General features: G+C 50.9%; 24 protein-coding genes and 1 pseudogene. 14 read left to right on the plus strand and 11 right to left on the minus strand.

Annotated elements, in window-relative coordinates; translation table 11 throughout:
* Positions 1-11 precede the first annotated feature (11 nt).
* The 3 genes from PGR23_RS08950 to PGR23_RS08960 all read right to left on the minus strand — a co-directional run bounded on the left by PGR23_RS08950 (position 12) and on the right by PGR23_RS08960 (position 2,854).
* Complete coding sequence (locus PGR23_RS08950; protein WP_396279807.1) at positions 12-944, minus strand: hypothetical protein; 933 nt, start codon at positions 942-944, stop codon at positions 12-14.
* Positions 941-1,921: a DGQHR domain-containing protein gene (locus PGR23_RS08955; protein ID WP_396279808.1), complete on the minus strand. Its 981-nt coding sequence runs from the start codon at positions 1,919-1,921 to the stop codon at positions 941-943. The genes PGR23_RS08950 and PGR23_RS08955 overlap by 4 nt, the downstream gene beginning before the upstream one ends.
* 711 nt (positions 1,922-2,632) lie before the next feature.
* Entirely contained in the window at positions 2,633-2,854 is a 222-nt protein-coding gene (locus tag PGR23_RS08960; protein WP_396279809.1) for a regulator, read from the minus strand.
* Between the two features lie 93 nt (positions 2,855-2,947).
* Between PGR23_RS08960 and PGR23_RS08965 the strand changes: the two genes are divergently transcribed.
* From PGR23_RS08965 to PGR23_RS08995, 7 genes and pseudogenes are all read left to right on the plus strand, one after another.
* A complete protein-coding gene (locus tag PGR23_RS08965) occupies positions 2,948-3,244 on the plus strand; it encodes a helix-turn-helix transcriptional regulator (protein WP_396279810.1) in 297 nt (98 codons plus the stop codon).
* Positions 3,244-3,546, plus strand: coding sequence for a hypothetical protein (locus tag PGR23_RS08970; RefSeq protein WP_396279811.1), 303 nt, complete (start codon positions 3,244-3,246; stop codon positions 3,544-3,546). The genes PGR23_RS08965 and PGR23_RS08970 overlap by 1 nt, the downstream gene beginning before the upstream one ends.
* 12 nt (positions 3,547-3,558) lie before the next feature.
* Positions 3,559-4,521 carry a hypothetical protein gene (locus PGR23_RS08975; RefSeq protein ID WP_396279812.1) on the plus strand — a complete coding sequence of 321 codons (963 nt, stop codon included), beginning with the start codon at positions 3,559-3,561 and terminating at the stop codon, positions 4,519-4,521.
* 93 nt (positions 4,522-4,614) lie between these two features.
* A pseudogene (locus PGR23_RS08980) lies at positions 4,615-5,651 on the plus strand (phage integrase).
* Positions 5,652-5,700: 49 nt separating this feature from the next.
* Positions 5,701-5,970 (plus strand): hypothetical protein, encoded by a 270-nt coding sequence (locus tag PGR23_RS08985; protein WP_396279813.1) that lies wholly within the window; start codon positions 5,701-5,703, stop codon positions 5,968-5,970.
* A gap of 376 nt (positions 5,971-6,346) precedes the next feature.
* Positions 6,347-7,045, plus strand: a complete 699-nt coding sequence (locus PGR23_RS08990; protein WP_213292671.1) for a DUF6216 family protein — start codon at positions 6,347-6,349, stop codon at positions 7,043-7,045.
* Positions 7,046-7,217: 172 nt separating this feature from the next.
* Positions 7,218-7,553, plus strand: a complete 336-nt coding sequence (locus tag PGR23_RS08995; protein WP_396279814.1) for a hypothetical protein — start codon at positions 7,218-7,220, stop codon at positions 7,551-7,553.
* Positions 7,554-7,628: 75 nt separating this feature from the next.
* Here PGR23_RS08995 and PGR23_RS09000 read toward each other — a convergent pair whose 3' ends face one another.
* Complete coding sequence (locus tag PGR23_RS09000; RefSeq protein ID WP_063415072.1) at positions 7,629-7,850, minus strand: hypothetical protein; 222 nt, start codon at positions 7,848-7,850, stop codon at positions 7,629-7,631.
* A 210-nt stretch (positions 7,851-8,060) separates the two neighbouring features.
* Between PGR23_RS09000 and PGR23_RS09005 the strand changes: the two genes are divergently transcribed.
* Positions 8,061-8,858, plus strand: coding sequence for an SDR family NAD(P)-dependent oxidoreductase (locus PGR23_RS09005; RefSeq protein ID WP_396279815.1), 798 nt, complete (start codon positions 8,061-8,063; stop codon positions 8,856-8,858).
* Here PGR23_RS09005 and PGR23_RS09010 read toward each other — a convergent pair.
* Positions 8,851-9,405 (minus strand): TetR/AcrR family transcriptional regulator, encoded by a 555-nt coding sequence (locus PGR23_RS09010; RefSeq protein WP_045396344.1) that lies wholly within the window; start codon positions 9,403-9,405, stop codon positions 8,851-8,853. The genes PGR23_RS09005 and PGR23_RS09010 overlap by 8 nt on opposite strands.
* A gap of 113 nt (positions 9,406-9,518) precedes the next feature.
* Here PGR23_RS09010 and PGR23_RS09015 point away from each other — a divergent pair, with 113 nt between their 5' ends.
* Together PGR23_RS09015 and PGR23_RS09020 are read left to right on the plus strand one after the other, a co-directional pair.
* Positions 9,519-10,721: an MFS transporter gene (locus tag PGR23_RS09015; RefSeq protein WP_045396346.1), complete on the plus strand. Its 1,203-nt coding sequence runs from the start codon at positions 9,519-9,521 to the stop codon at positions 10,719-10,721.
* Complete coding sequence (locus PGR23_RS09020; RefSeq protein WP_045396350.1) at positions 10,721-11,533, plus strand: Cof-type HAD-IIB family hydrolase; 813 nt, start codon at positions 10,721-10,723, stop codon at positions 11,531-11,533. Before PGR23_RS09015 ends, PGR23_RS09020 begins: the two co-directional genes overlap by 1 nt.
* A gap of 41 nt (positions 11,534-11,574) precedes the next feature.
* On the opposite strand, the gene kdeA is transcribed toward PGR23_RS09020, so the two are convergent.
* Positions 11,575-12,807, minus strand: a complete 1,233-nt coding sequence (kdeA, locus tag PGR23_RS09025; RefSeq protein WP_015367543.1) for a multidrug efflux MFS transporter KdeA — start codon at positions 12,805-12,807, stop codon at positions 11,575-11,577.
* Positions 12,808-13,110: 303 nt separating this feature from the next.
* Between kdeA and ybjG the strand changes: the two genes are divergently transcribed.
* Together ybjG and deoR are read left to right on the plus strand one after the other, a co-directional pair.
* Complete coding sequence (gene ybjG, locus PGR23_RS09030; protein ID WP_045396360.1) at positions 13,111-13,704, plus strand: undecaprenyl-diphosphate phosphatase; 594 nt, start codon at positions 13,111-13,113, stop codon at positions 13,702-13,704.
* A gap of 86 nt (positions 13,705-13,790) precedes the next feature.
* Complete coding sequence (gene deoR, locus PGR23_RS09035) at positions 13,791-14,549, plus strand: DNA-binding transcriptional repressor DeoR (protein ID WP_047064993.1); 759 nt, start codon at positions 13,791-13,793, stop codon at positions 14,547-14,549.
* 28 nt (positions 14,550-14,577) lie between these two features.
* On the opposite strand, the gene dacC is transcribed toward deoR, so the two are convergent.
* Positions 14,578-15,780 (minus strand): serine-type D-Ala-D-Ala carboxypeptidase, encoded by a 1,203-nt coding sequence (gene dacC, locus PGR23_RS09040; RefSeq protein ID WP_045396363.1) that lies wholly within the window; start codon positions 15,778-15,780, stop codon positions 14,578-14,580.
* A 256-nt stretch (positions 15,781-16,036) separates the two neighbouring features.
* Here dacC and PGR23_RS09045 point away from each other — a divergent pair, with 256 nt between their 5' ends.
* Entirely contained in the window at positions 16,037-16,663 is a 627-nt protein-coding gene (locus PGR23_RS09045) for a glutathione S-transferase family protein (protein ID WP_045396367.1), read from the plus strand.
* Between the two features lie 4 nt (positions 16,664-16,667).
* Here the strand turns inward: PGR23_RS09045 and PGR23_RS09050 are convergent, their stop codons facing one another.
* The 3 genes from PGR23_RS09050 to PGR23_RS09060 form a co-directional block, all read right to left on the minus strand.
* The gene (locus PGR23_RS09050) at positions 16,668-17,771 is read right to left on the minus strand and encodes a PQQ-dependent sugar dehydrogenase (RefSeq protein WP_047078244.1); all 1,104 of its coding nucleotides are present in this window, start codon (positions 17,769-17,771) and stop codon (positions 16,668-16,670) included.
* A gap of 104 nt (positions 17,772-17,875) precedes the next feature.
* Entirely contained in the window at positions 17,876-18,259 is a 384-nt protein-coding gene (gene bssR, locus PGR23_RS09055) for a biofilm formation regulator BssR (protein ID WP_045364588.1), read from the minus strand.
* 136 nt (positions 18,260-18,395) lie between these two features.
* A complete protein-coding gene (locus PGR23_RS09060) occupies positions 18,396-19,286 on the minus strand; it encodes a Kdo hydroxylase family protein (protein WP_045396376.1) in 891 nt (296 codons plus the stop codon).
* A gap of 237 nt (positions 19,287-19,523) precedes the next feature.
* On the opposite strand from PGR23_RS09060, the gene rimO reads away from it, so the two are divergent.
* Positions 19,524-20,849, plus strand: coding sequence for a 30S ribosomal protein S12 methylthiotransferase RimO (gene rimO, locus PGR23_RS09065; protein ID WP_047049075.1), 1,326 nt, complete (start codon positions 19,524-19,526; stop codon positions 20,847-20,849).
* A gap of 425 nt (positions 20,850-21,274) precedes the next feature.
* Here the strand turns inward: rimO and gsiD are convergent, their stop codons facing one another.
* Positions 21,275-22,186 (minus strand): glutathione ABC transporter permease GsiD, encoded by a 912-nt coding sequence (gene gsiD / locus PGR23_RS09070; protein ID WP_045395003.1) that lies wholly within the window; start codon positions 22,184-22,186, stop codon positions 21,275-21,277.
* Position 22,187 lies beyond the last annotated feature (1 nt).

Genomic DNA, 22,187 nt, shown 5'->3' on the forward strand with positions numbered 1-22,187 from the left:
GCTTGTCCCTCTCACACCAGAGTGGGTATTTTTTGCTTGTATTTAGTTATCAACAGCCTACAAATACTCTTGGAATTATTTTCCGATGCTGACTTAAATACTTTTTTTGCCAATGAGATTATCAAGTTATTATTACAAATTAAACTCTCAAGCATATCGCCGTTATTTCTCAACAAAAGACTGTTTTCATTAATTACTTTTCTAACTCGTCTTATTTTTTCTTTAGTTAAACCATCAAAACACCAAGCATTATTAGAAAATTGATAGTTCACCTCATTTCTTATTACTGTTGGGCTAAATGTATCGTTTGCTCTTTTTATAAAACCTAAATGTTCTGATAAGGAAACTGCTGTTTCAGCATATTCTTGAATATCAGCATTAGTTTCTAAAATAAGCCGATCCACAACAGAAACCCATGATGCCCAAGCATCAATATGAGACCCTCCTTTTTTATCTTTTTTTTCAAGAGTAATATTTTCGCACGTGCTATCATAGCGCATTAAATTCAGACCGCTTTCTAGATTATTAATTACATTCCCAGTCATATTTGACCTAAGAATAGTGCGTAACGTCGGCTTATCAACGTTTGTTAAACTTAACCCTGCAATACGGATGAGGTAATGTACTGCGTAATATGCAGAATAATAATGCTCAACAACTTGCCAAGATAAATTTTCGTTTTCTTCAGACTGTGACCTGTTCCAAGATACCATTGATGCGAGAAAAAACCTATTCGCCTCCCCCGCCATATAATAAGCAAACTCTTTGGAATCAATCATCCGCAGAGAGATTTTCTGGTGTGGAGGTGGAACAACATTTGTCAATGTAAAATTTAAATCATCCAGCTTTTCAATTGTTCTTCCGTGTGCAATCTTGCCAGCCCCTACAATAGAGGGGCAAGCTAATTGCTTAAACAAACGTTCTATTTTTACTAGATTTGTCATATTACAATATTTCTTTTTAACAATTTGTTGTCTAGTAATTCTATTGCTTTTACTGTGGCTCTATTATTTAAAACCGCAGCTATATTTCCATTAAGGCTCCGCTTGAGATATTTTTTGTGCTCACTAATTAAACTCGAAGATTCTGGTGAGTTATCAAATATCATAGCAATTACAGCTTTACTATGCCCTACTAAAATTTTGAAAGAAGTAGGTTTAATGATTACCTCATCGAAATTAACTCCCTGAGAATTCAGCAGGTCTTGTGCAGCAAATAAATACGCATTTACAATCTCAAACAGGCGTTGAGGGCTTGAAATATCGAAAGACCTCAATATAAGCTTAAATGCTTCATAAAAAGTAACTTTTGAAATAAAGTGTCTTTTTTTCTCAAAACGAGACAACTTCCCAGCAAGAGCACTGGTGGAATTGCTTTCAAATAAAGTAAATATTAGGTCTAAAAGTTCTTCTTCTGCATTTTCTGTTTCAGCTAATTTCTTTATATCCAAAAGTAATTCTTTTGGAACAGGTTTTTGAAGCGTGTTAACATCAATAAACAATCTTGCTTCATCTATAGGATTTAGCTCAGAGAAAATCACTACAGGAATTCGCAATTTTCTATCATCAAAACCTCGTTCATATAGTTTTCTAAACCCATAAGCACGGTGTTGCCCATCTATAATGAGAAATGATTTCACATCATTATTGAAACTTAATGTTTTCTTTTTACTATTATATTCAAACTCAGAAGATGGCTGCGCAGATAATATAATACTAGAGGGAATTACCCCACCATTAATAATATAATTTGCAATCGACTCAGCCCTTGTTTCATCCAAGCTCCGTTGAAATCCATCTTGTGGATCTTCAGAACGAGGGTTTGGTGAACAACAACCAGCGATAACATCAATTGGCAACGTTAGACTGTAAAATTTGTGCTTACCTTGAATAATTAATGAAGCGCTAAAAGATTCCTTCATGATCCATCCACTGTCATTAGTATATGAATTACTACGGCCGCAACTATCCGGCCGTCATTCAAATCGACCTTAATTATGAGTGTACGTTAACATGAAATTGCTTGCAGTTGAAATATCTTGCGCGCGCTCCTATCCCCGCCACGCCTTCCCGCTTTGTGTAGTGGTTTTCATGCAGGAGCATGACGGGCCGGAAAGCGCGCCAGTCCTGGCGGCCCCGACCCATTGCGATCCTTTTTGGATCATGCGAATCCATGCACCATAGACATGCACAGCTTTCTCAAACCGCAGGATGCCGTACGGAAGGGAGTTTCCCATGGTGCGAAATCACTAATGCGTACTCTCATCCTGCCCAACTCCGTATTCATTCAGCCTGGTAACCAGCTCGCTCGTCAGCTCCGATAGCCACGAGATCACAACCTCCTTGTCATCATCGCTACAATCTGAGCCGGCGACCAGTCGGGCCATAAGTTCTATCCGCTGCAGTGCAAGTGACCCCATGAACAAATTGTTCACAACTCCCTCCCAATATTACTCTTAATATATACAGCACATCATATAATTTTAAAGCTGAAATACTTTTTTAATCAGCTAACCCTTTGATTAATCTATAACCTCATTCCTGCATTTTTCAGTACCACTGACGCCATTTGTCATCCTCCTGTATGCGATAGTCAAACATAGTCAGTTGCTCCGTGAAGTCTCAAAATGGAACTAGTTGATAGTCACGTTGCAATCAGAAAGGGCGTCGACAGTCATCGCTGCTATATTAATCATTACTTTTTCGCGTTTTTTGTCTTTACGCAGACGATGACGTATCAAGCGGCCATCAGCCAGCATGTCATTTATCGTGTCAATGGATAAGCCGGTGAGTTCACTGTATTTTTCAATTGAAATAGACGGTACGGCTAATGAGATTGAAAAGTTAGGTGTCATGATGCATGATTCCTTGTTTCTTGATTAACTGCCTTGAACTGTGAGAAGCTCCCAATTGGGAACAATCTGAATACCAGGATCGCAAAAAGAGATATGTCAACATCACCCCCCCCAAATGGGAACTCGCTAAATTTTGAGGCTGGTGGCCGTGAGGCGATTGAGCGCTTTGTTGAGGCATACGGATTCACTACAAGACAAGCTCTAGCAGAACATTTAATGGTTTCAAAGAGCACTTTGGCTAACAGATATCTACGAGACACCTTTCCTTCTGACTGGATAATCAGATGTGCACTTGAAACTGGCACGTCATTGACATGGTTAGCGACTGGAAATGGCTCCGCATGTGACGATGTCAAAAATGATATCTGTGCTATTAAATGTAAAAAATAGTGGCTGGGGAATTGTTCGATTCGAATTTTTTTCTACTGGATAAAGCCTTGCTTCCTAGTACGGTTTTATCGCCATTAATTATTAGTGATTCTGAAACACTAATCTTATGCGAACAAAAATTTGATGAAATTACTGATGGAAATTGGTTACTTTGGGTGGAAGGTACGTTAAGTATTCGCTCGCTAACAAGAATACCGGTTGGTAGAGTTAAAATATCAGATAACGCGTCATTCTTTGAATGCAATATTGAAGAAATTCAAGCAATTGCTAAATGCAAATGTTTGTTAATGAAGCCTTTATAAGGGATTATGACAATGAGTGATATTTCAGGAATTGATGGCAATGAATTTAAACAAAGAAGATACTTATTAGAAAGTGCCCAACCTTATATCTCAGAGAATATATACAAGGTATTACTCAACCTTTTAAACTCTCGCACCTACAATCAGTTTGATGTTTTATTTAATTCCTCCGCACCGCCACACCTTAGAGACGTATTTCACATAAGTAGCACTATTACCAATGAACCTTTATTGCATTACCAAGACTCTGATTCACATTCTAAAAAAATCAAAAAACTCGAAATGCAATTATCAGAACATCGTGATATTTGTGAGGAATTGCATAAGCATATAGCTAAACTGGAAATAGATTTAGGTAGCGCATTAGATAGCAAGGAAAAAACATCAACTCTACTCAGAAATCAAACTAATAAAAATCGTGAACTCTCTGAACAGAATCAAGAATTACAAAGCAAGATACAACAAAAGAAAATTGATGAAAAAGTCCCAGAGTACGTTCAAGGAGTTAAAGAAAAACTCCAACAAGATGATAAAGATTTTACAGCAATGTCTTACAAATGGGCTATCAGCGGAGTGGTATTTTGCGTGCTGGCCATTATTTCTGCATTTTTAACTTTCTTTTTCAAAATTGATATTAAGGACGTAACACTTACAGAACTCTTGTATTATTACACTCGTGGGTTACTTGGCGTTGCATTGCTTTCTTGGCTTTCATATTTTTGCTTAAATAATTCAAAAAAATACACTCACGAAGCGATAATAAGAAAAGACCGACAGCATGCATTAATGTTCGGTGAAGTTTTCCTTCAAATATATGGTTCAACCGCTACAAAACAAGATGCTATTGACGTATTCAAAGATTGGAACATGTCGGCAAACTCAGCCTTTTCAGATAAAACACAACAGCCTCCGAATTTATTTAACATATTGGGTTCTGTTCTTAATAAAAAAACAGCTGCAAATGATGACAAATGATTAAAAACATATTTATGTTTGGTAAGCAAAATCTCGCACATTGACACTGGCTATGCATACAGTAAAAATACGCTCCAAATGGAGGGTATTTTTATGGCAGTACGAAAACTCGACACAGGAAAATGGATTTGTGAATGTTACCCCGCCGGACGTAGTGGGCGTCGCGTGCGTAAGCAGTTCGCTACTAAAGGCGAAGCGCTGGCTTTTGAGCGTCACACGATGGATGAGGCAGGAGCTAAGCCCTGGCTGGGTGAATCGGACTTTGAAAGACGTGGTTGAACTCTGGTTCAAACTGCACGGTAAATCCCTGACATGCTGGCGAGCTTGTTTACGACAAGCTGGTCCTGATGGTCGATGCACTCGGAAACCCTTTTGCTACTGATCTCAGCTCGAAATTATTCGCGCATTATCGTGACAAACGCCTGACGGGTGAAATCTATTTCAGTGAGAAGTGGAAGAAAGGAGCCAACCCGGTAACTATTAACCTCGAGCAAAGCTATCTGAGCGGGGTTTTTAGCGAGCTGGCCCGTCTTAGAGAATGGGCTGAACCAAACCCACTGGAAAGCATGCGCAAGTTCATTATTGCCGAAAAAGAAATGGCCTGGCTAACGCATGAACAGATCACAGAACTTCTGTACGACTGCCAACGCCAAAGCGCCCTACTCGCTTTGGTCGTTAAAATCTGCCTGAGTACCGGAGCACGCTGGCGCGAAGCTGTGAATCTCACGCGTTCCCAGGTCACTAAGTACCGAATCACTTTCGTCAGGACCAAAGGCAAAAAGAACCGCAGTATTTCCATCAACAAAGATCTATACGAAGAAATCATTTCCCTGGACGGCTTCAAATTCTTTACTGACTGCTATTTCCAGTTTTTATCCGTAATGGATAAGACCTCTATAGTGCTCCCACGCGGTCAACTTACCCAAGTTCTGCGCCATACGTTTGCAGCACACTTTATGATGTCAGGTGGGAACATCCTTGCCCTCCGAAAAATCCTCGGCCACCACGACATAAAAATGACCATGCGCTATGCCCACCTCGCGCCCGATCACCTGGAAACGGCCCTACGCTTTAATTCCCTCGCAACCATGGGTCAATCATCCTTAGATGCAGCTCACGTGCGCGCCTGACATTCACGGAGTATCATTAGGACGGTCTTGATTATCAGGGAGATTGATTATGAATGAGTTACAGAAACAGGGGTTAGAGCTTCGTACTAAAGCAAAAGAACTGGCTCTTTCTGCTTTGGCAAAGCACCCAGATGGACGCATTAATGGTAAGGGAGTCAAGCAAGCAGAAGTATTTCGCCTCTGTGGTCTGGACTGGGGAGATTACCCTAAAGCACCAAGTACGCAGCAACAATACTGGGCAGTAGCCCTTCTCCGCGAACTTGAGTCGGAAGGAACTGTGGAGCAAGTCGAAGAGAAAGGACCTTGGCGTTTGAAGTAAGTCACGATGATCCAAGTGGCGACAAAGTGGCGGCAGCGGTTGGCATTACCCCGTAATCGCCACTCCTTACCACCAAACTAACTTATTGATTATATTACAAATAATTATTTTTACTAACCCGTTTACATAAATGGGTTTTTTGTTGCCTGAAATTCAGCTTCCTTAGAATCAACCTCTTAGCAGACAACTCGTTCCTGAATGGCGATGACCTTCCCGTGAAAGCTGCCCCACTCTTACAGAAGTCTCTGGTCTTGCTTTCACCTCGCAGAAAAGCGCTTCCTCAACGTCCGATAGTTACTACTATTGAATTGACGTACTTATCCTGCTATGTAAAAACGTAGTGTTGATACTTTACTTCTACTGATAAGGAATTCAGATGTTAACTCAAAGTCTTATTAATATATTCAGTAAAGAAATGATAGGGACGATTATTGCCGCCCTGCCCATCATTAAAGCCATTTTAAATTACTTAAACAAACCTTTAGATGACATCGATGATATATATAAAAAAGCCAAATTAAGCACATGGAGAATTCGCTTTTTCATGATTAAAATATCGACAAAGGAGATACCCAGACTGACTCGCGCAAATGTGATATTGTTTTCTGTCGTGTTATTATTTCTTTTAGCCAGTTTCGCAACCAGTTCATATTATGGCGTCAAGCTATTACAAATACGTCCGGGCTGGACATCTTTAATTCTTAAAGAAACGGATGAATGGTTTTTAATCTCAGAAACAGAAGCATCAGAACACGCATTCCATCCCTCCTGGCATCTCACAGAAAAAAGCTGTATCTCTGGCGAGGCCACGCAACTGGCAAATGACAAAATAATAACACCACAACTAGGGAAATTTATTTGTGAATCCTTCACCAATGCAGATGACAAAGAGAAAATAAAGAAATCCATTAAAGATACCACTCACAATAAACCTATCGTCACCTTTCTCATCTCGATCATTACCGTTGGCTGCATATGGTTCATAACCAGCTTAATATTGACGTTAATATATACTCTCAGACTTAAAAAATTCATTATCCGGGAGCATGAAAAAGCCTATGACTATCTAACATAGCACTCCAACCTTTAGCTTAGGGGGTGAGAACTCTGTTACATTTGTCATTTGCACGACGTATATTACCAGTTCCGGTAATATTGTTACTGGAACTGCAGAGCCTATCATCCTGTGATAATTGTTGATATTATTATCCGCAACGATTAACAGGTATATCGGTTGAAGGTAAAACATGATTGATGTACAGCAGGAACAAAAACTTCAGGAGCACGGTTTTACCAGCAAAGAGATCAATGTGCTGCGTAAAGGACTTGAGAGTCCACAACGTAAAGATCAAAGCCTGCAGGCCTTGTTGGAAGAACTGAGGCGTCGTTTTTACATGTCCTGTATCATCATCATTGCCCTGCTTATCTTTTGCAGCTACGCGACGCTGACTAATAATACCGGTAATGGGCTGGCTTACTTTACTGTGACTGAAGTTTGCTGCGCCTTTGCACTATTAGCAACACCTTACCCGCTTTCATGGAAAGCGATAACATTCTTAAGAAAGAAACTCTACCCAAATTAATTTAACAAGCAGTTTTTTCATTAGTACGATACGTTCTCCCTATGTTGTATAACTGATATGTCCTCAACATGCCACTTAAATATCCCCTCTTAAATAATCGGCGATAAAGCTTATCAAGCACACCAGCGTAAAACAGATGGCGAAACCACCCAGCTTGAATAACCAGCCATCCAGAGCAACAAAACAAACAAAAGCGGCGATAGAGAAGCTGCCCGTTCCGACAGCTTCAAACATATTGATTGCATGAATGCAGATCTTTTTACAAACATAGCTTGAAGAGAATCTTTTCGGTTTCATTGGCTCTCTCTTATCCCTGCATCAGGTAACCCAAGGCTAATCGAAAGCATGCTCATCATCCAGTAATAATTTAATTTTTTCCCCATTAAATCAACATGTTAAATAAACCACTAATAAAAAAATCAATCGTTAAATGTCAGCTTTTCACCCTTGCGAAGTCTATTTTTTCACCCATACTTTGCTGATCCACTCCCACATAAGGCGCTCTTCATGTTGCTTAAAGATAAGACCGTGTTGATTTTCGGCGGCAGCGGCGCGATTGGCCGCGCGACAGCGCTTGCCATGGCGAAAGAAGGCGCACAGATCTTTCTGGCCGCCCGGCAGGCGGATAAGCTGGAAAAGGCAGCGGCTGAGGTTCGCGCCGCTGGAGGTATCGTCGAGACTCTGCAACTGGATGTGCTGGATGGCGGGCAAACCGCCGGGCAGGTGGCCAACCTGGCCGGGAGAACCGGCGGGATTGATATCGTAGTTAATGCCACCGGCTTTCTCCACGATCAGGGGAAAACGCTGGCACAATTATCCCTTGCCGAGTATCGCCAGGGTTTTGTCCCCTTTCTTGATGCCCAATTTACTATTGCTAAGGCTGTAGCGCCGCGGATGGGTGGCGAACGCGAGGGCGTCATAATTACCACTATTCCTCCTTCTGCGACGATGGCCGTTCCCGGACACCTTGGCCATATCGTCGGCTGCGCCGCAATGGAAGCCTTTATCAAAGCGCTGGCCAGCGAACTGGGGGCGAAAAATATCCGCGTGCTCGGCGTGCGGTCACACGCGATAGCGGATGCGGTGCTGGCGGGTTCTTATACTGCCGAGGTGTTTGCGCCTAAAGCGCAGGCGCTGGGCTTGAGCGTTGAACAGTGGCTTGGCGGTGCGGCGCACGGCACGATGCTACAGCGGTTGCCGACGCTCGCGCAGATAGCCGGGGTCATCACCTTTCTCGCCTCACCGTCGGCGGCGGCGATGACCGCCACGGTGGTTAACGTCACCGCGGGGGCGACGCTTAGCTAGCGCTATTCTCCCCCGCCAGCCGCCCGACCATCAGGCGAATGGCCGCTTTCGACAGCGGCGCGCTATCGGTCACGAAGTGTAGCGTCATCCCCTCGATAAACGCATCCAGCCCGCGCGCCGTCGCCGGTTCAAACCACTGCTCCAGCGTCTGCTGGCTGCGTAGCATCCAGCTCTGCATGACCGCTTTCAGCGCCGGTCGGCTGCTGCAAAACGCGTATAGCTGGTACATTAACTCCATATTGCGCGCGGTGGTCACCTGGGCGCTGAAGATAAGCTCGGCGATAGCGTCGCAGGCCTGCTCGCGGCTACCGACGCCGTTGAAGAATTGCTGATACTGCGCCGACATTTCGACGGTGAAGTTACGAAACGCTTCCTCAATCAGCGCCTCAATACCGCTAAAATAATAGGTCAGCGAGCCCAGCGGTACCCCGGCGCAGCTGGCGATTTTACGGTGCGTTACCGCATGAATTCCGTGCGCGGCGATGGTATCCAGCGTCGCCTGCAGGATGCGCTCGCGCCGCTGCGGATCGTTCGGTCTGCGGGTCATCGGTGTGTTTTTCCCCTCTGTGCGCTACGCAGGTCAAGCGATAGCGGAATGTGTACAAATGTACACAACCTTGCTACTGTTGTCTGCAACTCTTCTTTCTCGGGCGTTTATGGATGACGGCGCAAACTTCTCGCAAAGCCCTCCAGCTTCGGCTGTGGGCGCTATTTATGTTCTTTTTTATTCCCGGCTTATTGATGGCCTCCTGGGCCACCCGTACGCCCGCGATTCGCGATTTACTAACCCTTTCCACTGCTGAAATGGGAATGGTGCTATTTGGCCTGTCGATTGGTTCGATGAGCGGTATTCTCTGTTCAGCATGGCTGGTGAAGCGCTTCGGTACCCGTAAAGTTATCCGCACCACCATGTTATGCGCCGTGGCGGGCATGCTGGTGCTAAGCCTCGCGCTGTGGCTCGCCTCCGCGCCGCTGTTCGCCTTCGGGCTGGCTATCTTCGGCGCCAGCTTCGGCTCGGCGGAAGTGGCGATTAACGTCGAAGGCGCCGCCGTTGAACGGGAAATGAATAAAACCGTACTGCCGATGATGCACGGTTTTTATAGCTTCGGCACCCTGGTGGGCGCCGGCATCGGTATGGCGGTGACCGGTTTTGGCCTGCCCGCCGCGCCGCATATTCTGATCGCCGCGCTGGTAGCGATTGCCCCTATCCTTATCGCCATTCGCGCCATCCCCGACGGTACCGGCAAAAACGCCGCCGAATCCGCCCATAGCGAGGCCAAAGGCCTACCGGTCTGGCGCGACGCGCAGCTATTGCTGATCGGCGTAATCGTGCTGGCGATGGCCTTTGCCGAAGGTTCCGCCAACGACTGGCTGCCGCTGCTGATGGTCGACGGCCATGGCTTTAGCCCCACTTCCGGTTCGCTGATTTACGCCGGTTTCACCCTCGGCATGACCCTCGGCCGCTTCACCGGCGGCTGGTTTATCGACCGCTACAGCCGCGTCGCCGTGGTACGCGCCAGCGCGGTAATGGGCGCGCTGGGCATCGGGCTGATTATTTTTGTCGACAGCACCTGGGTCGCCGGGGTATCGGTACTGCTGTGGGGGCTCGGCGCGTCGCTTGGTTTTCCGCTCACCATTTCCGCCGCCAGCGATACCGGCCCGGATGCGCCTAAACGTGTAAGCGTCGTGGCGATTACCGGCTATCTGGCTTTTCTCGTCGGGCCGCCGCTGCTGGGCTTCCTTGGCGAACACTTTGGCCTGCGTAGCGCCATGATGGTAGTACTGGGACTAGTCATGGTGGCGGCGCTGGTAGCCCGCGCGGTAGCTAAACCGCAGCCCGAACCTGTGATGGAGAATAGTTAATGAGCATCAAACTGATTGCGGTAGACATGGACGGCACCTTTTTAAGCGATGCCAAAACCTATAATCGCCCACGTTTTCTGGCGCAGTATCAGCGCATGCGCGAACAGGGCATTCGCTTCGTGGTCGCCAGCGGCAACCAGTATTACCAGCTGATATCGTTCTTCCCGGAGCTGGTCGATGAAATCGCCTTCGTCGCCGAAAACGGCGGTTGGGTAGTAAGCGGTAAAGAGGATATCTTTAACTGCCAGCTGCCGACGACGCATTTCAACGCCGTCGTCGACCACCTGCAAACGCTGCCGCATATCGAAATTATCGCCTGCGGCAAACGCAGCGCCTATACGCTCAATAGCTATAACGACGAGCTAAAAGCGGTGGCGGCGAAGTACTATCACCGTCTCGAACTGGTGGATGATTTTAACCATCTCGATGACGCGATCCTCAAATTCGGCCTGAACGTGCCGGATCATCTGATTCCGCAAATTCAGCCGAAGCTACACGCGGCGCTGGGCGATATGGTTACCGCCGTCGCCACCGGTTACGGCAGTATCGATTTAATCATCCCTGGCGTGCATAAAGCCAACGGCCTGCGCATTTTGCAGGAGCGCTGGGGTATTGATAATCATGAAGTGGTGGCCTTCGGCGATAGCGGCAATGATATTGAAATGTTGCAGCATGCCGGCTTTGGCTTCGCCATGGCGAATGCCAAAGCGGAGGTCAAAGCCGTCGCCAGCCATCATGCGCCGCATAATAACGAAGAAGGCGTATTGCAGATTATCGATAAGGTATTGAATCGCGAAGCGCCGTTCGCCTGATGAATCCCCGGATGCCTTTGGGCATCCGGGTTTGCTACGTATCACGCCTGCTGCGAACTGCCGACGCTTTTATCTTTCAGGAAGTAAATAATCAGCCCCAGCCATAGCACCCCGCCCAGCAGGTTAAACAGGCTGAACAGGCCGTTACCGCCAAGCTCATAAGCATGCTTGCTAAGCTCAATGCCCACGGTAAAGATCAGCATCTGCAGCATGCCCATCGCCGCCGAAACCGTTCCTTTACTCATCTCGCTGGCGAACAGCGTTAAGCGCACCAGCCCGGCGTTAGCCAGACCAATCCCGAAAGCGTAGAAGCTCAGACCGGCGGTCATCCACAGATAAGCATGGGACGAGACGACCGTGGCCGCCGCCGACAGAAGCAGGCCAAACATTATCGGCCAGCCGCCCATAATAATCAGCGAGCGTACCGAACGGCGTGAAGTCAGACGCGCCAGTACCAGGTTGCCGGCGATCAGCGCGCCGAAAATCGGCACCTGCAGCATACCGTACTCATAGCTGGTGGCCTGCTCGCCGCTAATAATAATGACCGGCGATTGCGCAATCCACGCCAGCAGCGGCAGGCTAACAAAACCGGTCGCCAGCGCCCCGGCGACAAAGCGCAGGTTTTTCAACACCAGACGATAGTCGCGCCCCAGCTCTTTTACCGACAGTTTTTCCCCCATCCGCGTCGCCGTTTCCGGCATCGCCCGCTGTAGCCCGACAAAGGAGATGGCCGCCAGCACGGCGAACAGCACGAACATCATCTCCCACGGCAGCATATGCACCCAGGCGGCGCCGACCAGCGGCCCGAGCAGCGGCGCAATCAGCGCGACGTTAGCCATCAGGGCGGTGATTTTGATACACACCGCCTCCTCAAACGACTCCTGGATAGCCGCATATCCCACCGCGCCGATAAAGCACAGGCTGATGCCCTGCAGGAAACGCAGCAGGGTAAATTGCTCAATGGTTTGCGCCAGCAGCGTCGCCAGACAGGTGACGATAAACCACACCACCCCGGTTAGCATTACCGGGCGGCGGCCAATACGATCCGACAGCGGCCCCAGCAGCCACTGCAAAAACATCCCCCCCGCCAGATAGGCGGTCATAGAGGTGGGGACCCACTCATTGCCGACCTGAAACTCCTGCACCACCGCGAGCATACCCGGTTGGATCATATCGTTGCCGATATAGGTGGAGAATTCATATAACACAAGGCACAGCGGGAACAGCAACGCCTGACGACCGAGGCGTTTACCTGATAGCGAATAATTCTGCATGCAATCTCTTAATTAAAAAAAAATCGCGCAAAGTTTAATGAAAGTCGACCCGTGGAGATAGTGAATTGTGAGTGACAATGAAAAATATCGCCAGCCCGCAGTCCGGCATGAAACGAATATTTATATTTCGTTTATGTTTCAATGAGATTACAGCCGATATACTTGCTATGACGAAATACCGGCAAGGGCATCTCACGGCTATATTTCGTAACAAACTGATAATTAAGACAATGCTGCTTTACCCCATCGTTACCTTTCAATAAGGTGAGCGGCTTATTGCTATCGTAACCAGAGACTGGAAGCATGCTGGAAAATATCAACTACGCGCTGTTTGCCCTGATTAACGCCACCCCGGCCTCCTCGTGGTGGGCAATTGAGGTCGCCACGTTTATTGCCAAAGACTTAATTATCATTGTGCCGCTGCTGGTGGTGGCGCTGTGGCTGTGGGGGCCAAACCAGCGTCAACTGGTATTCAAGGTCATGCTGGCCCTGGCCCTGAGCCTGTCTATTTCGTGGGTTATCGGTCATCTGTTTCCGCATGACCGGCCGTTTGTTGACGGCGTCGGCTACAATTTCCTGCATCATGCGGCGGATGATTCATTCCCAAGCGATCACGGCACCGTCATCTTTACCTTCGCGCTGGCGTTTTTGTTCTGGCACCGCGTGTGGTCCGGCGTGCTGCTGCTGGTCATCGCTTCGGCGATTGCATGGTCACGCGTCTATCTGGGAGTACACTGGCCGCTGGATATGTTGGGTGGGCTGCTGGCCGGCATGTGCGGCTGCCTTGGCGCGCAACTGCTGTGGCAGAGCGGCGGTCATGGCCTCTACCAATGGCTGCAGCGCCTGTATCGTCTCTGCTTCTCGCTGCCGATTCGTAAAGGCTGGGTACGCGGCTAACGTCTGACAGGTGACGAACCCCTCGCCGCCGGGTAAAATCAAGCTGACGCCCTGCCCTTGCAGGGCGATTTTAGCTCAGAGGGTATATGGAAACTCGTCGTGACGAACGCATTAACCAGCTCATTCAGGCACTCAAGCGCAGCGATAAACTTCACCTGAAAGAAGCAGCTTCGCTGCTTGGCGTATCAGAAATGACCATTCGTCGCGATTTGAACGGCCACAGCGGCCCGGTGGTGCTGTTGGGCGGTTACATCGTGCTGGAACCGCGTAGTGCCACGCACTACCTGCTGAGCGATCAGAAAACCCGTCTGGTGGATGAAAAGCGCCGCGCCGCGCGCCATGCCGCCGGGCTGCTTGAAGCGCATCAGATGGCCTTTTTTGACTGCGGCACCACGACGCCATGGATAATCGACGCCATCGATAACGAGCTGCCGTTTACCGGCGTGTGCTACTCGTTAAATACCTTTCTCGCCCTGCAGGAAAAACCGCTGTGCCGCGCTATTCTGTGCGGCGGCGAATTCCACGCCAGCAATGCCATCTTTTTGCCGCTCAGTCTGCAGGATACCCTGAGCCACCTCAGCCCGGATATCGCCTACTATTCTGCCGCCGGTATCGACTGCGAGCAGGGAGCGACCTGCTATAACCTGGAAGAGCTGCCGGTGAAACACTGGGCCATGAATAATGCTCGCTACCATGTGCTGGTGGTCGATCATAGCAAGTTTGGCAAAGTGCGGCCGGCGCGGATGGGGGAGTTATCGCGTTTTGACGTCATCGCCAGCGACGTTCGTCCGGATGACGACCTGCTAGCGATGGCAAAAGAAAAGCAAATATCACTGCTGTACTAACCGCGCCCCGTCGGGCGCGGTCTGTCTGTTAAGAGAACCAGCTGCCGAACCAGCCGTGCAGTTTCATCAGCACGAAGTCGACCATGCGGCTGAAGAAGCCGCCCTCTTTCACTTCTTCCATAACGATCAGCGGGCGCTGTTCGATGGTTTTGTCATTGAGCTTAAAGTCGATGGTGCCCACCACCTGCCCTTTCGCCAGCGGCGCGGTGAGCTGCGGTTCCGTCAGGCTGTAGCTCGCTTTCAGGTTTTTCAACTGTCCGCGAGGAATGGTCACCGAACCGGCTTCGCCGGCGCCCAGTTTGACTTCATTACTGTCGCCGAACCATACGCGCTGGGAAATAAAGGTGGCATCCGGTTTGATTGGGGTGACGGTTTCATAGAAACGGAAGCCCCAGGTCAGCAGTTTTTCGGACTCGTTAAAGCGGATACGGTCGGTTTTAGTGCCCAGCACCACCGCGATAAGGCGCATATCGCCCTGCGTTGCGGAAGAGACCAGGTTGTAACCCGCGCCGGCGGTGGTGCCGGTTTTCACGCCATCAGCATTGAGGTTGGTGCTCCACAGCAGACGGTTGCGGTTGGGCTGGCGGATTTTATTGAAGGTGAACTCTTTTTCTTTGTGTACCGCGTACTCTTCCGGCACATCATGAATCATTGCTTTGGTCAGCAGCGCCATGTCGCGAGCGGTGCTGAACTGCCCCGGCGCATCCAGGCCGTGGACGGTTTTAAAGGTGGTGTTAGTCAGGCCGATTTTCTGCGCGTAGCCGTTCATCAGGTTGACAAACGAATCCTGGCTGCCGGCGACATAATCCGCAATGGCGATGCTGGCATCGTTACCAGACTGGATTATCACGCCCTTATTGAGGTCTTCAACCGATACCTGCATGCCTGGCTTCAGGAACATCACCGAGGAGCCGCGCAGCGCCGGGTTGCCCGTGGCCCACGCATCGCGACCGACGGTGACCGTATCGGTCAGTTTGATTTTGCCTGCTTTCAGCGCCTGGCCTACCACGTAGCTAGTCATGATTTTGGTCAGGCTGGCCGGGTCGAGTTTCTCGTCGGCGTTGCCTTCACTCAATACTTTGCCGCTGGCATAGTCCATCAGGATCCAGGCTCGCGCATCAATCGATGGCGCATCCGGAAGTTGATCCGCCGCCTGCACCGCAGGGGCCACGAGAAGTAAAAGCGCGCAGCCTGCCGCGAGGCCGCGAAGGGAAAAAGCATCATGCGTCATAAGAGCCACCCAAGTATCCTTTCCAAACAAAATATGCCGCAACACTCTTGCCGCACAGCACAAGGCGGTGAGTAAAGCGTACAAATGACCTTAAAGAAACAGCGAGTTGGTAAAGTTTTTAAAGTTTACGCAATAACGCCGCTGCCTGCTGAAAACAAGGCAATTTTTTTGATCGTGATTGCCTTAATATTAACTTTATTCCAACATGATTGCTCACCATGTTGCAACGGCGATTAAATAACATGCAGGAGCGGATATGATTACGTTATGGGGCAGAAATAACTCGACCAACGTGAAGAAAGTACGCTGGGTGCTGGCGGAACTGGATCTTCCTTATCAGCAGATTCTGGCGGGGCTGGAGTATGGTCTCAATCACGACCCGGAGTATCTGGCGATGAACCCGAACGGCCTGGTGCCGCTACTCAAAGACGATACCAATGGGCTGGTGCTGTGGGAATCCAACGCCATTATTCGCTATCTTGCCGCTCAATACGGGCAAAACCGGCTGTGGGTAGAGTCGCCTGCGCAGCGCGCGCAGGGGGAAAAATGGATGGACTGGGCCAATGCCACGCTGTCGCCGGCGCACCGTCCGGTATTAATGGGGCTGGTTAGAACGCCGCCGGCCCAGCGCGATCCGGCAGCAATCGACGCGGGGATTAACGCCTGCGAAGGACTGTTCGCCATGCTCGACGATGAACTGGCGAAGCATGCCTGGCTCTCCGGCGATGAGTTCGGCCTTGGCGATGTAGCGGTGGCGCCGTTCGTTTATAACCTGCTGTCCATCGTCGACAGCTGGCAGCCGCGGCCCCATCTACAGCGCTGGTACCAGCAAATCCAGCAGCGTCAGGCCTTCCGCGACGTGGTCATGATCCCGGTTACCTGAAGGCTCACTCCGGGCTGACCTTGAGCAGTTCACCGTCAGGCTCGTCGGTTAACAGGTACAGGTAACCGTCGGGCCCGACGCGCACATCACGAATGCGTTTGCCGCGATCTTTTAACAACCGCGTCTCCTCGCTAAGGGTATTGCCGTCCACCGAGAGCACAATCAAAGACTCGTCCTTCAGCGCGCCGATAAACAACTTATGTCGCCACTGCGGGAAAGTCGGCGCGTTGTAAAACGCCATGCCGCTCAGCGCCGGGGAAACGGGCCAGACATGCAACGGCGCCTCGGTATTCGGCGCACTCTTTCCTTTAGCCTCCGGGATAGGTTGGCCGCTATAGTTAATGCCGTGCGTCGCCAGCGGCCAGCCGTAGTTTTTCCCGGCCTGAGGAATATTGATCTCATCGCCGCCGCGCGGGCCGTGCTCGTTCAGCCACAGCGTATCGCTCCACGGATTCATCGCCATTCCCTGCGGGTTGCGAACACCGTAAGCCCAAATCTCCGGTCTGATGCCAGTACGGCCGACGAAAGGATTATCTTTGGGTATTGTCCCCTGGTCAGTCAGGCGCACGACTTTTCCCTGCAGTTTATCGAGATCCTGCGCCGTCGGGCGCTGATTGTTTTCACCTAAACCAATAAACAGATGCCCTTTGCCATCAAAGACCATCCGCCCGCCAAAATGATTGCCAGTGGAGAGCTTCGGCTGCTGGCGGAAAACGGTTTTAAAATCTTCCAGGTTTTGCAGGTCGGCGCTGAGGTGGCCGTACCCCACCGCGGTACCCGCTTTGCCGTCCTCGCCCGCTTCGGCATAGCTCAGCCATACCCGGCGCGACTGAGCAAAGTCCGGCGCCAGCACTACATCCAGCAGGCCGCCCTGACCGTTGGCCCACACCTTCGGCACGCCGCGAATGGGCGCCGATAATCCTTTATCGAGATGCCAGCGTTTAAGTTCGCCGCCGCGCAGGGTAATCAGCACGCCTTCATTGTCCGGCAGAAATGCCAGTGACCAGGGGTGGTCGAGGTTATCCTGCAGCACCTCAACGCGCGGGGCGGCCATCGCCGCCATAGGCAGCAGCACAGTCATGAGAGTTATTTTGAGATATCGGCGCATGGCGCACTCCTTTCGTCAGCATTGCTGATAAGGGTAGCCAGCGTGGGCGGTCAGGCAGGGATTTTTACATAAACTTTAACAGGGGGAGTCGCCTCCCCCTGGATTCAGGCGTGGGCAATTGGCGCGGATTTATTCAGTATGTGAATATTCATCGTCAATCCCGACAGACAGCGTTCTAGCTTCTCTACGTTAACGGCAATATAAGCCGGGCAATCATGATGCCCGCTCATCAGGCAAACCGCCGCCGAAGCGACGGACTCGCCGGCAAGGCGGAAGGCTTCCATCTCTTCCGGCGCGATGGCGTGCTGCAAACGCGGCGCGTGTACGCGCAGTTCATGGCATAGCTCAAACAAGTTATCACGCAGATGGTCATTTTCGCTGACTGACATATAGCCTTTCGCTTTACGAAGCTGGAGATAAGCCGCCAGATCGATATTGGCATTAATCAGCTTATTCAAAAGGTTAGTGTAACGTCTGTCAACGCTCATCACGGTCCTCCTCTGTCGTCCATTACCATAATCATAGTATGGTCATTTTTTGCGCGGAATTATGAGCAAGGTCAATAATTCCACAGCAATTAACATTATTTACAATGTTACAACTTCAGAGGCCACGCCGCGTTGCTCATCTCACCAGCGGCTGGTTCATCAACTTTTCCAGCACCTTCAGCGGTGAATACTGCGGATTATGCATCGCGCTCACCGGCAGTTGGAAAGTCTGTTCCAGCATAAACTGGCCGCCCATCGCCGCGTGCGGCGTTTGATCGGAAAAGCAGATCCAGGTACTCCCCGCGGCAAACTCTACCGCCTGCTGTACGCCGTGCTGTTGATATTCCGGCGTACTTTTCATTTTGTCGTGCAACGCCAGCATCAGATGATCGTAATGGCTACGTTTGCTTTTGGTGATCCCCACCGCCGACTGCAGCCAGCTGGCGAACGGCGACCACGGTTTCAGCGTCGGCAGGAAGCGCGCAGCGAGCGTTTCAAAATGTTCGCCGGTGCGCCACAAACGCGGCTCACCGTGCGGATTGATGTTGCAAAATACGCGCAGAATGCGATCGCCATAAACCGGGCGCGACGGGAAAGCGTCGACGTGCAGGCGGGTATCATCTTTACGCCACGAGGTCGTGTCGCGCCAGGCGGTTATCGGATGCAGCCGCAGGCTGGTTTGCGGGCGATAAAGCGCTTCGCGATATCCGGGCAGTAGCGCATCAATCAGGCGCAACGTGGATTGATAGTAACGTTCGGTCAGCTGCAGTACCGCCGGGGCTTTCGCCGCGTCCGCTACGCCTTTAATTTCACGCTTTTGCGGCTGGTAGCTAATGTTCTTACGCTTCGGCGATACTAAATCGGTATTGAGTAATTCGCGCTCTTCGGCAGTCAGCGAAAAATCCAGATTCGGTAAATAGAGGACGTTGCCCTCTTCCAGCGAATGCTGAATTGACGATGGCTGCGGCGGAATATCCAGATGGGTAAAGGGTAATGTCGTGAGGGCCAGCGGACTGCTCGTGGTCATTGTTATGCTCCTTGCCGCATGGGTTTTATCAGTTTTGGCTCCGGCCATCGGCAAGGTTAACAGAATGTTATTAAACGTGAGGTCAATGTAAATGAGATAATGGTTTTGAATACCATGGCCGAGTTTTTTTGCCGTAAAGCTTTTTCATCATTCATCGCCCCCTGGCTATACTCTTTTTCGCAAAGATCTGTAGAATTCCTGCCCTGACCATTCCAATAAATGAACATTTTTTAAGCTATGAGCAATGTCACGCACCAGCCGAAAATCGGCTTCGTCTCCCTGGGCTGCCCGAAAAACCTGGTGGACTCAGAACGTATCCTCACCGAACTGCGTACCGAAGGGTATGACGTGGTTCCCAGCTACGACAACGCCGATATGGTTATCGTCAACACCTGCGGCTTTATCGACAGCGCCGTGCAGGAGTCGCTTGAAGCGATCGGCGAAGCCTTAAAAGAAAACGGCAAAGTGATCGTTACCGGCTGCCTCGGCGCGAAAGAAGATCAAATCCGCGAAGTGCATCCGAAGGTGCTGGAAATTACCGGTCCGCATAGCTACGAGCAGGTGCTGGAGCACGTTCACCACTATACGCCGAAGCCGAAGCATAACCCGTTCCTCAGCCTGGTGCCGGAACAGGGCGTCAAGCTGACGCCGCGCCACTACGCGTACTTGAAAATCTCGGAAGGCTGCAACCATCGCTGCACCTTCTGCATTATCCCGTCAATGCGCGGCGATCTGGTGAGCCGTCCGATTGGCGAAGTGCTGGCGGAAGCCAAACGCCTGGCGGACGCCGGGGTGAAAGAGCTGCTGGTCATTTCGCAGGACACCTCCGCCTATGGCGTTGATGTCAAGCACCGTACCGGTTTCCACAACGGCATGCCGGTGAAAACCAGTATGGTCAGCCTGTGTGAAGAGCTGGCGAAACTCGGCATTTGGGTGCGTCTGCACTACGTCTATCCGTACCCGCACGTTGACGATGTGATCCCGCTGATGGCGGAAGGCAAGATCCTGCCGTATCTCGACATTCCGCTGCAGCACGCCAGCCCGCGCATTCTGAAACTGATGAAGCGCCCGGGTTCCGCAGATCGTCAGCTGGCGCGTATTAAACAGTGGCGCGAGATCTGCCCGGATCTGACCCTGCGTTCCACCTTTATCGTCGGTTTCCCGGGCGAAACGGAAGAAGATTTCCAGATGCTGCTCGACTTCCTGAAAGAAGCTCGCCTCGATCGCGTGGGCTGCTTCAAGTACAGCCCGGTTGAAGGCGCCACCGCCAACGAACTGGCGGATCAGGTACCGGAAGAGGTGAAAGAAGAGCGCTGGAACCGCTTTATGCAGCTGCAACAGCAGATTTCCGCCGAGCGTCTGCAGGAAAAAGTGGGCCGCGAAATTATGGTGCTGGTCGATGAAGTCGATGAAGAAGGCGCGATTGGCCGCAGCATGGCCGATGCCCCGGAAATCGACGGCGCGGTCTATCTGAACGGTGAAACCAACGTTAAACCGGGCGACGTACTGCGGGTGAAAGTCGAGCACGCCGACGAATACGACCTGTGGGGTACCCGGGTCTAATCCCGCTTCCCGGATAGCGGCTTGCGCCTTATCCGGGCTACCTCTTTCCCCATGGCTGCTGAAACTGCCGCCGTTGGTGGCCTCAAAATCGCTGAGACGTTCCCGGAAGGTCGGGGCAGCCCGCATGGATGCGGGCTGAGGGCCGTGTTTTGCACGGACGCTGCCTCGGCCCGACCCGAAGCCTGCCGGGATAAGTCGAAGGTACCACGAAGTGGCGATTTTGGCGGCCAGAGCCCGGGAGTACAGAGGGCGGCGGCGACTGGCCGCCCTCTGTGCGCTCCCTGCGCCATGAGAGCCATAACGCAGAAGAAATATCGGGAGCGCAATGTTCTCGGAAACAGCACAGGACAACCCTTTGTCCTGTAGCGAAACGGCTGCAAGCCGATAATAGTATCTACCAACTTTGCTACCGCCGTGCTCGTCCCCTACCCCTTTATCTTCGGATCCAACGCATCGCGCAGGCCGTCGCCCAATAGATTAAACGCCAGCACCGTCAGGAAAATGGCGATTGCCGGGAATAATGCCACATGCGGCGCCATCACCATATCCGCGCGCGCTTCATTCAGCATCGCCCCCCACTCCGGCGTCGGCGGCTGCGCGCCAAGGCCGAGGAACGACAGGCTGGCGGCGGAGATAATCGACACGCCGATGCGCATGGTAAAATAGACCACGATCGACGATACCGTACCGGGCAAAATATGGTTGAACAGAATAGTCGTGTCGCTGGCGCCAATACTGCGCGCCGACTCAATAAACGTCTGCTGCTTCAGCACCAGCGTATTGCCGCGCACCAGGCGGGCGAACGCCGGAATTGAGAATATCGCCACCGCGATAATCACGTTGGCCATCCCGCTGCCCATCACCGCCACCACCGCAATCGCCAACAGAATGCCGGGGAAAGCAAATAGCACATCGCAGATGCGCATGGTGATACGGTCCCACCAGCCTTCGTAGTACCCGGCCAGCAGGCCGAGCACGGTGCCAATCAGCGCGCCAATCAGCACCGCCAGTACCCCGGCGGCCAGCGAAATCTGCGCGCCGACCAGCACCCGGCTGAAAATATCGCGCCCCAGCGAATCGACGCCGAACCAGTGCACCATTGACGGCCCTTCGTTCAGGCGGTCGTAATCGAAATAGTTTTCCGCGTCATACGGCGCTATCCACGGCGCGATAATCGCGACGACAATCAGCAGCAGCACAAATATCCCCGCCGTCATCGCCACCGGCTGGCGACGAAAACGCCGCCAGAACTCATGCCACGGCGTGCGGATCTGTCCGGGCTTAACGCCCGGCATGGCGTTGATAACCGCTTCCCTTCTCCAGTTGAGCAATCGCACC

This window comes from Klebsiella sp. 141162, from assembly GCF_050600755.1.
Taxonomy (GTDB): domain Bacteria; phylum Pseudomonadota; class Gammaproteobacteria; order Enterobacterales; family Enterobacteriaceae; genus Klebsiella; species Klebsiella aerogenes.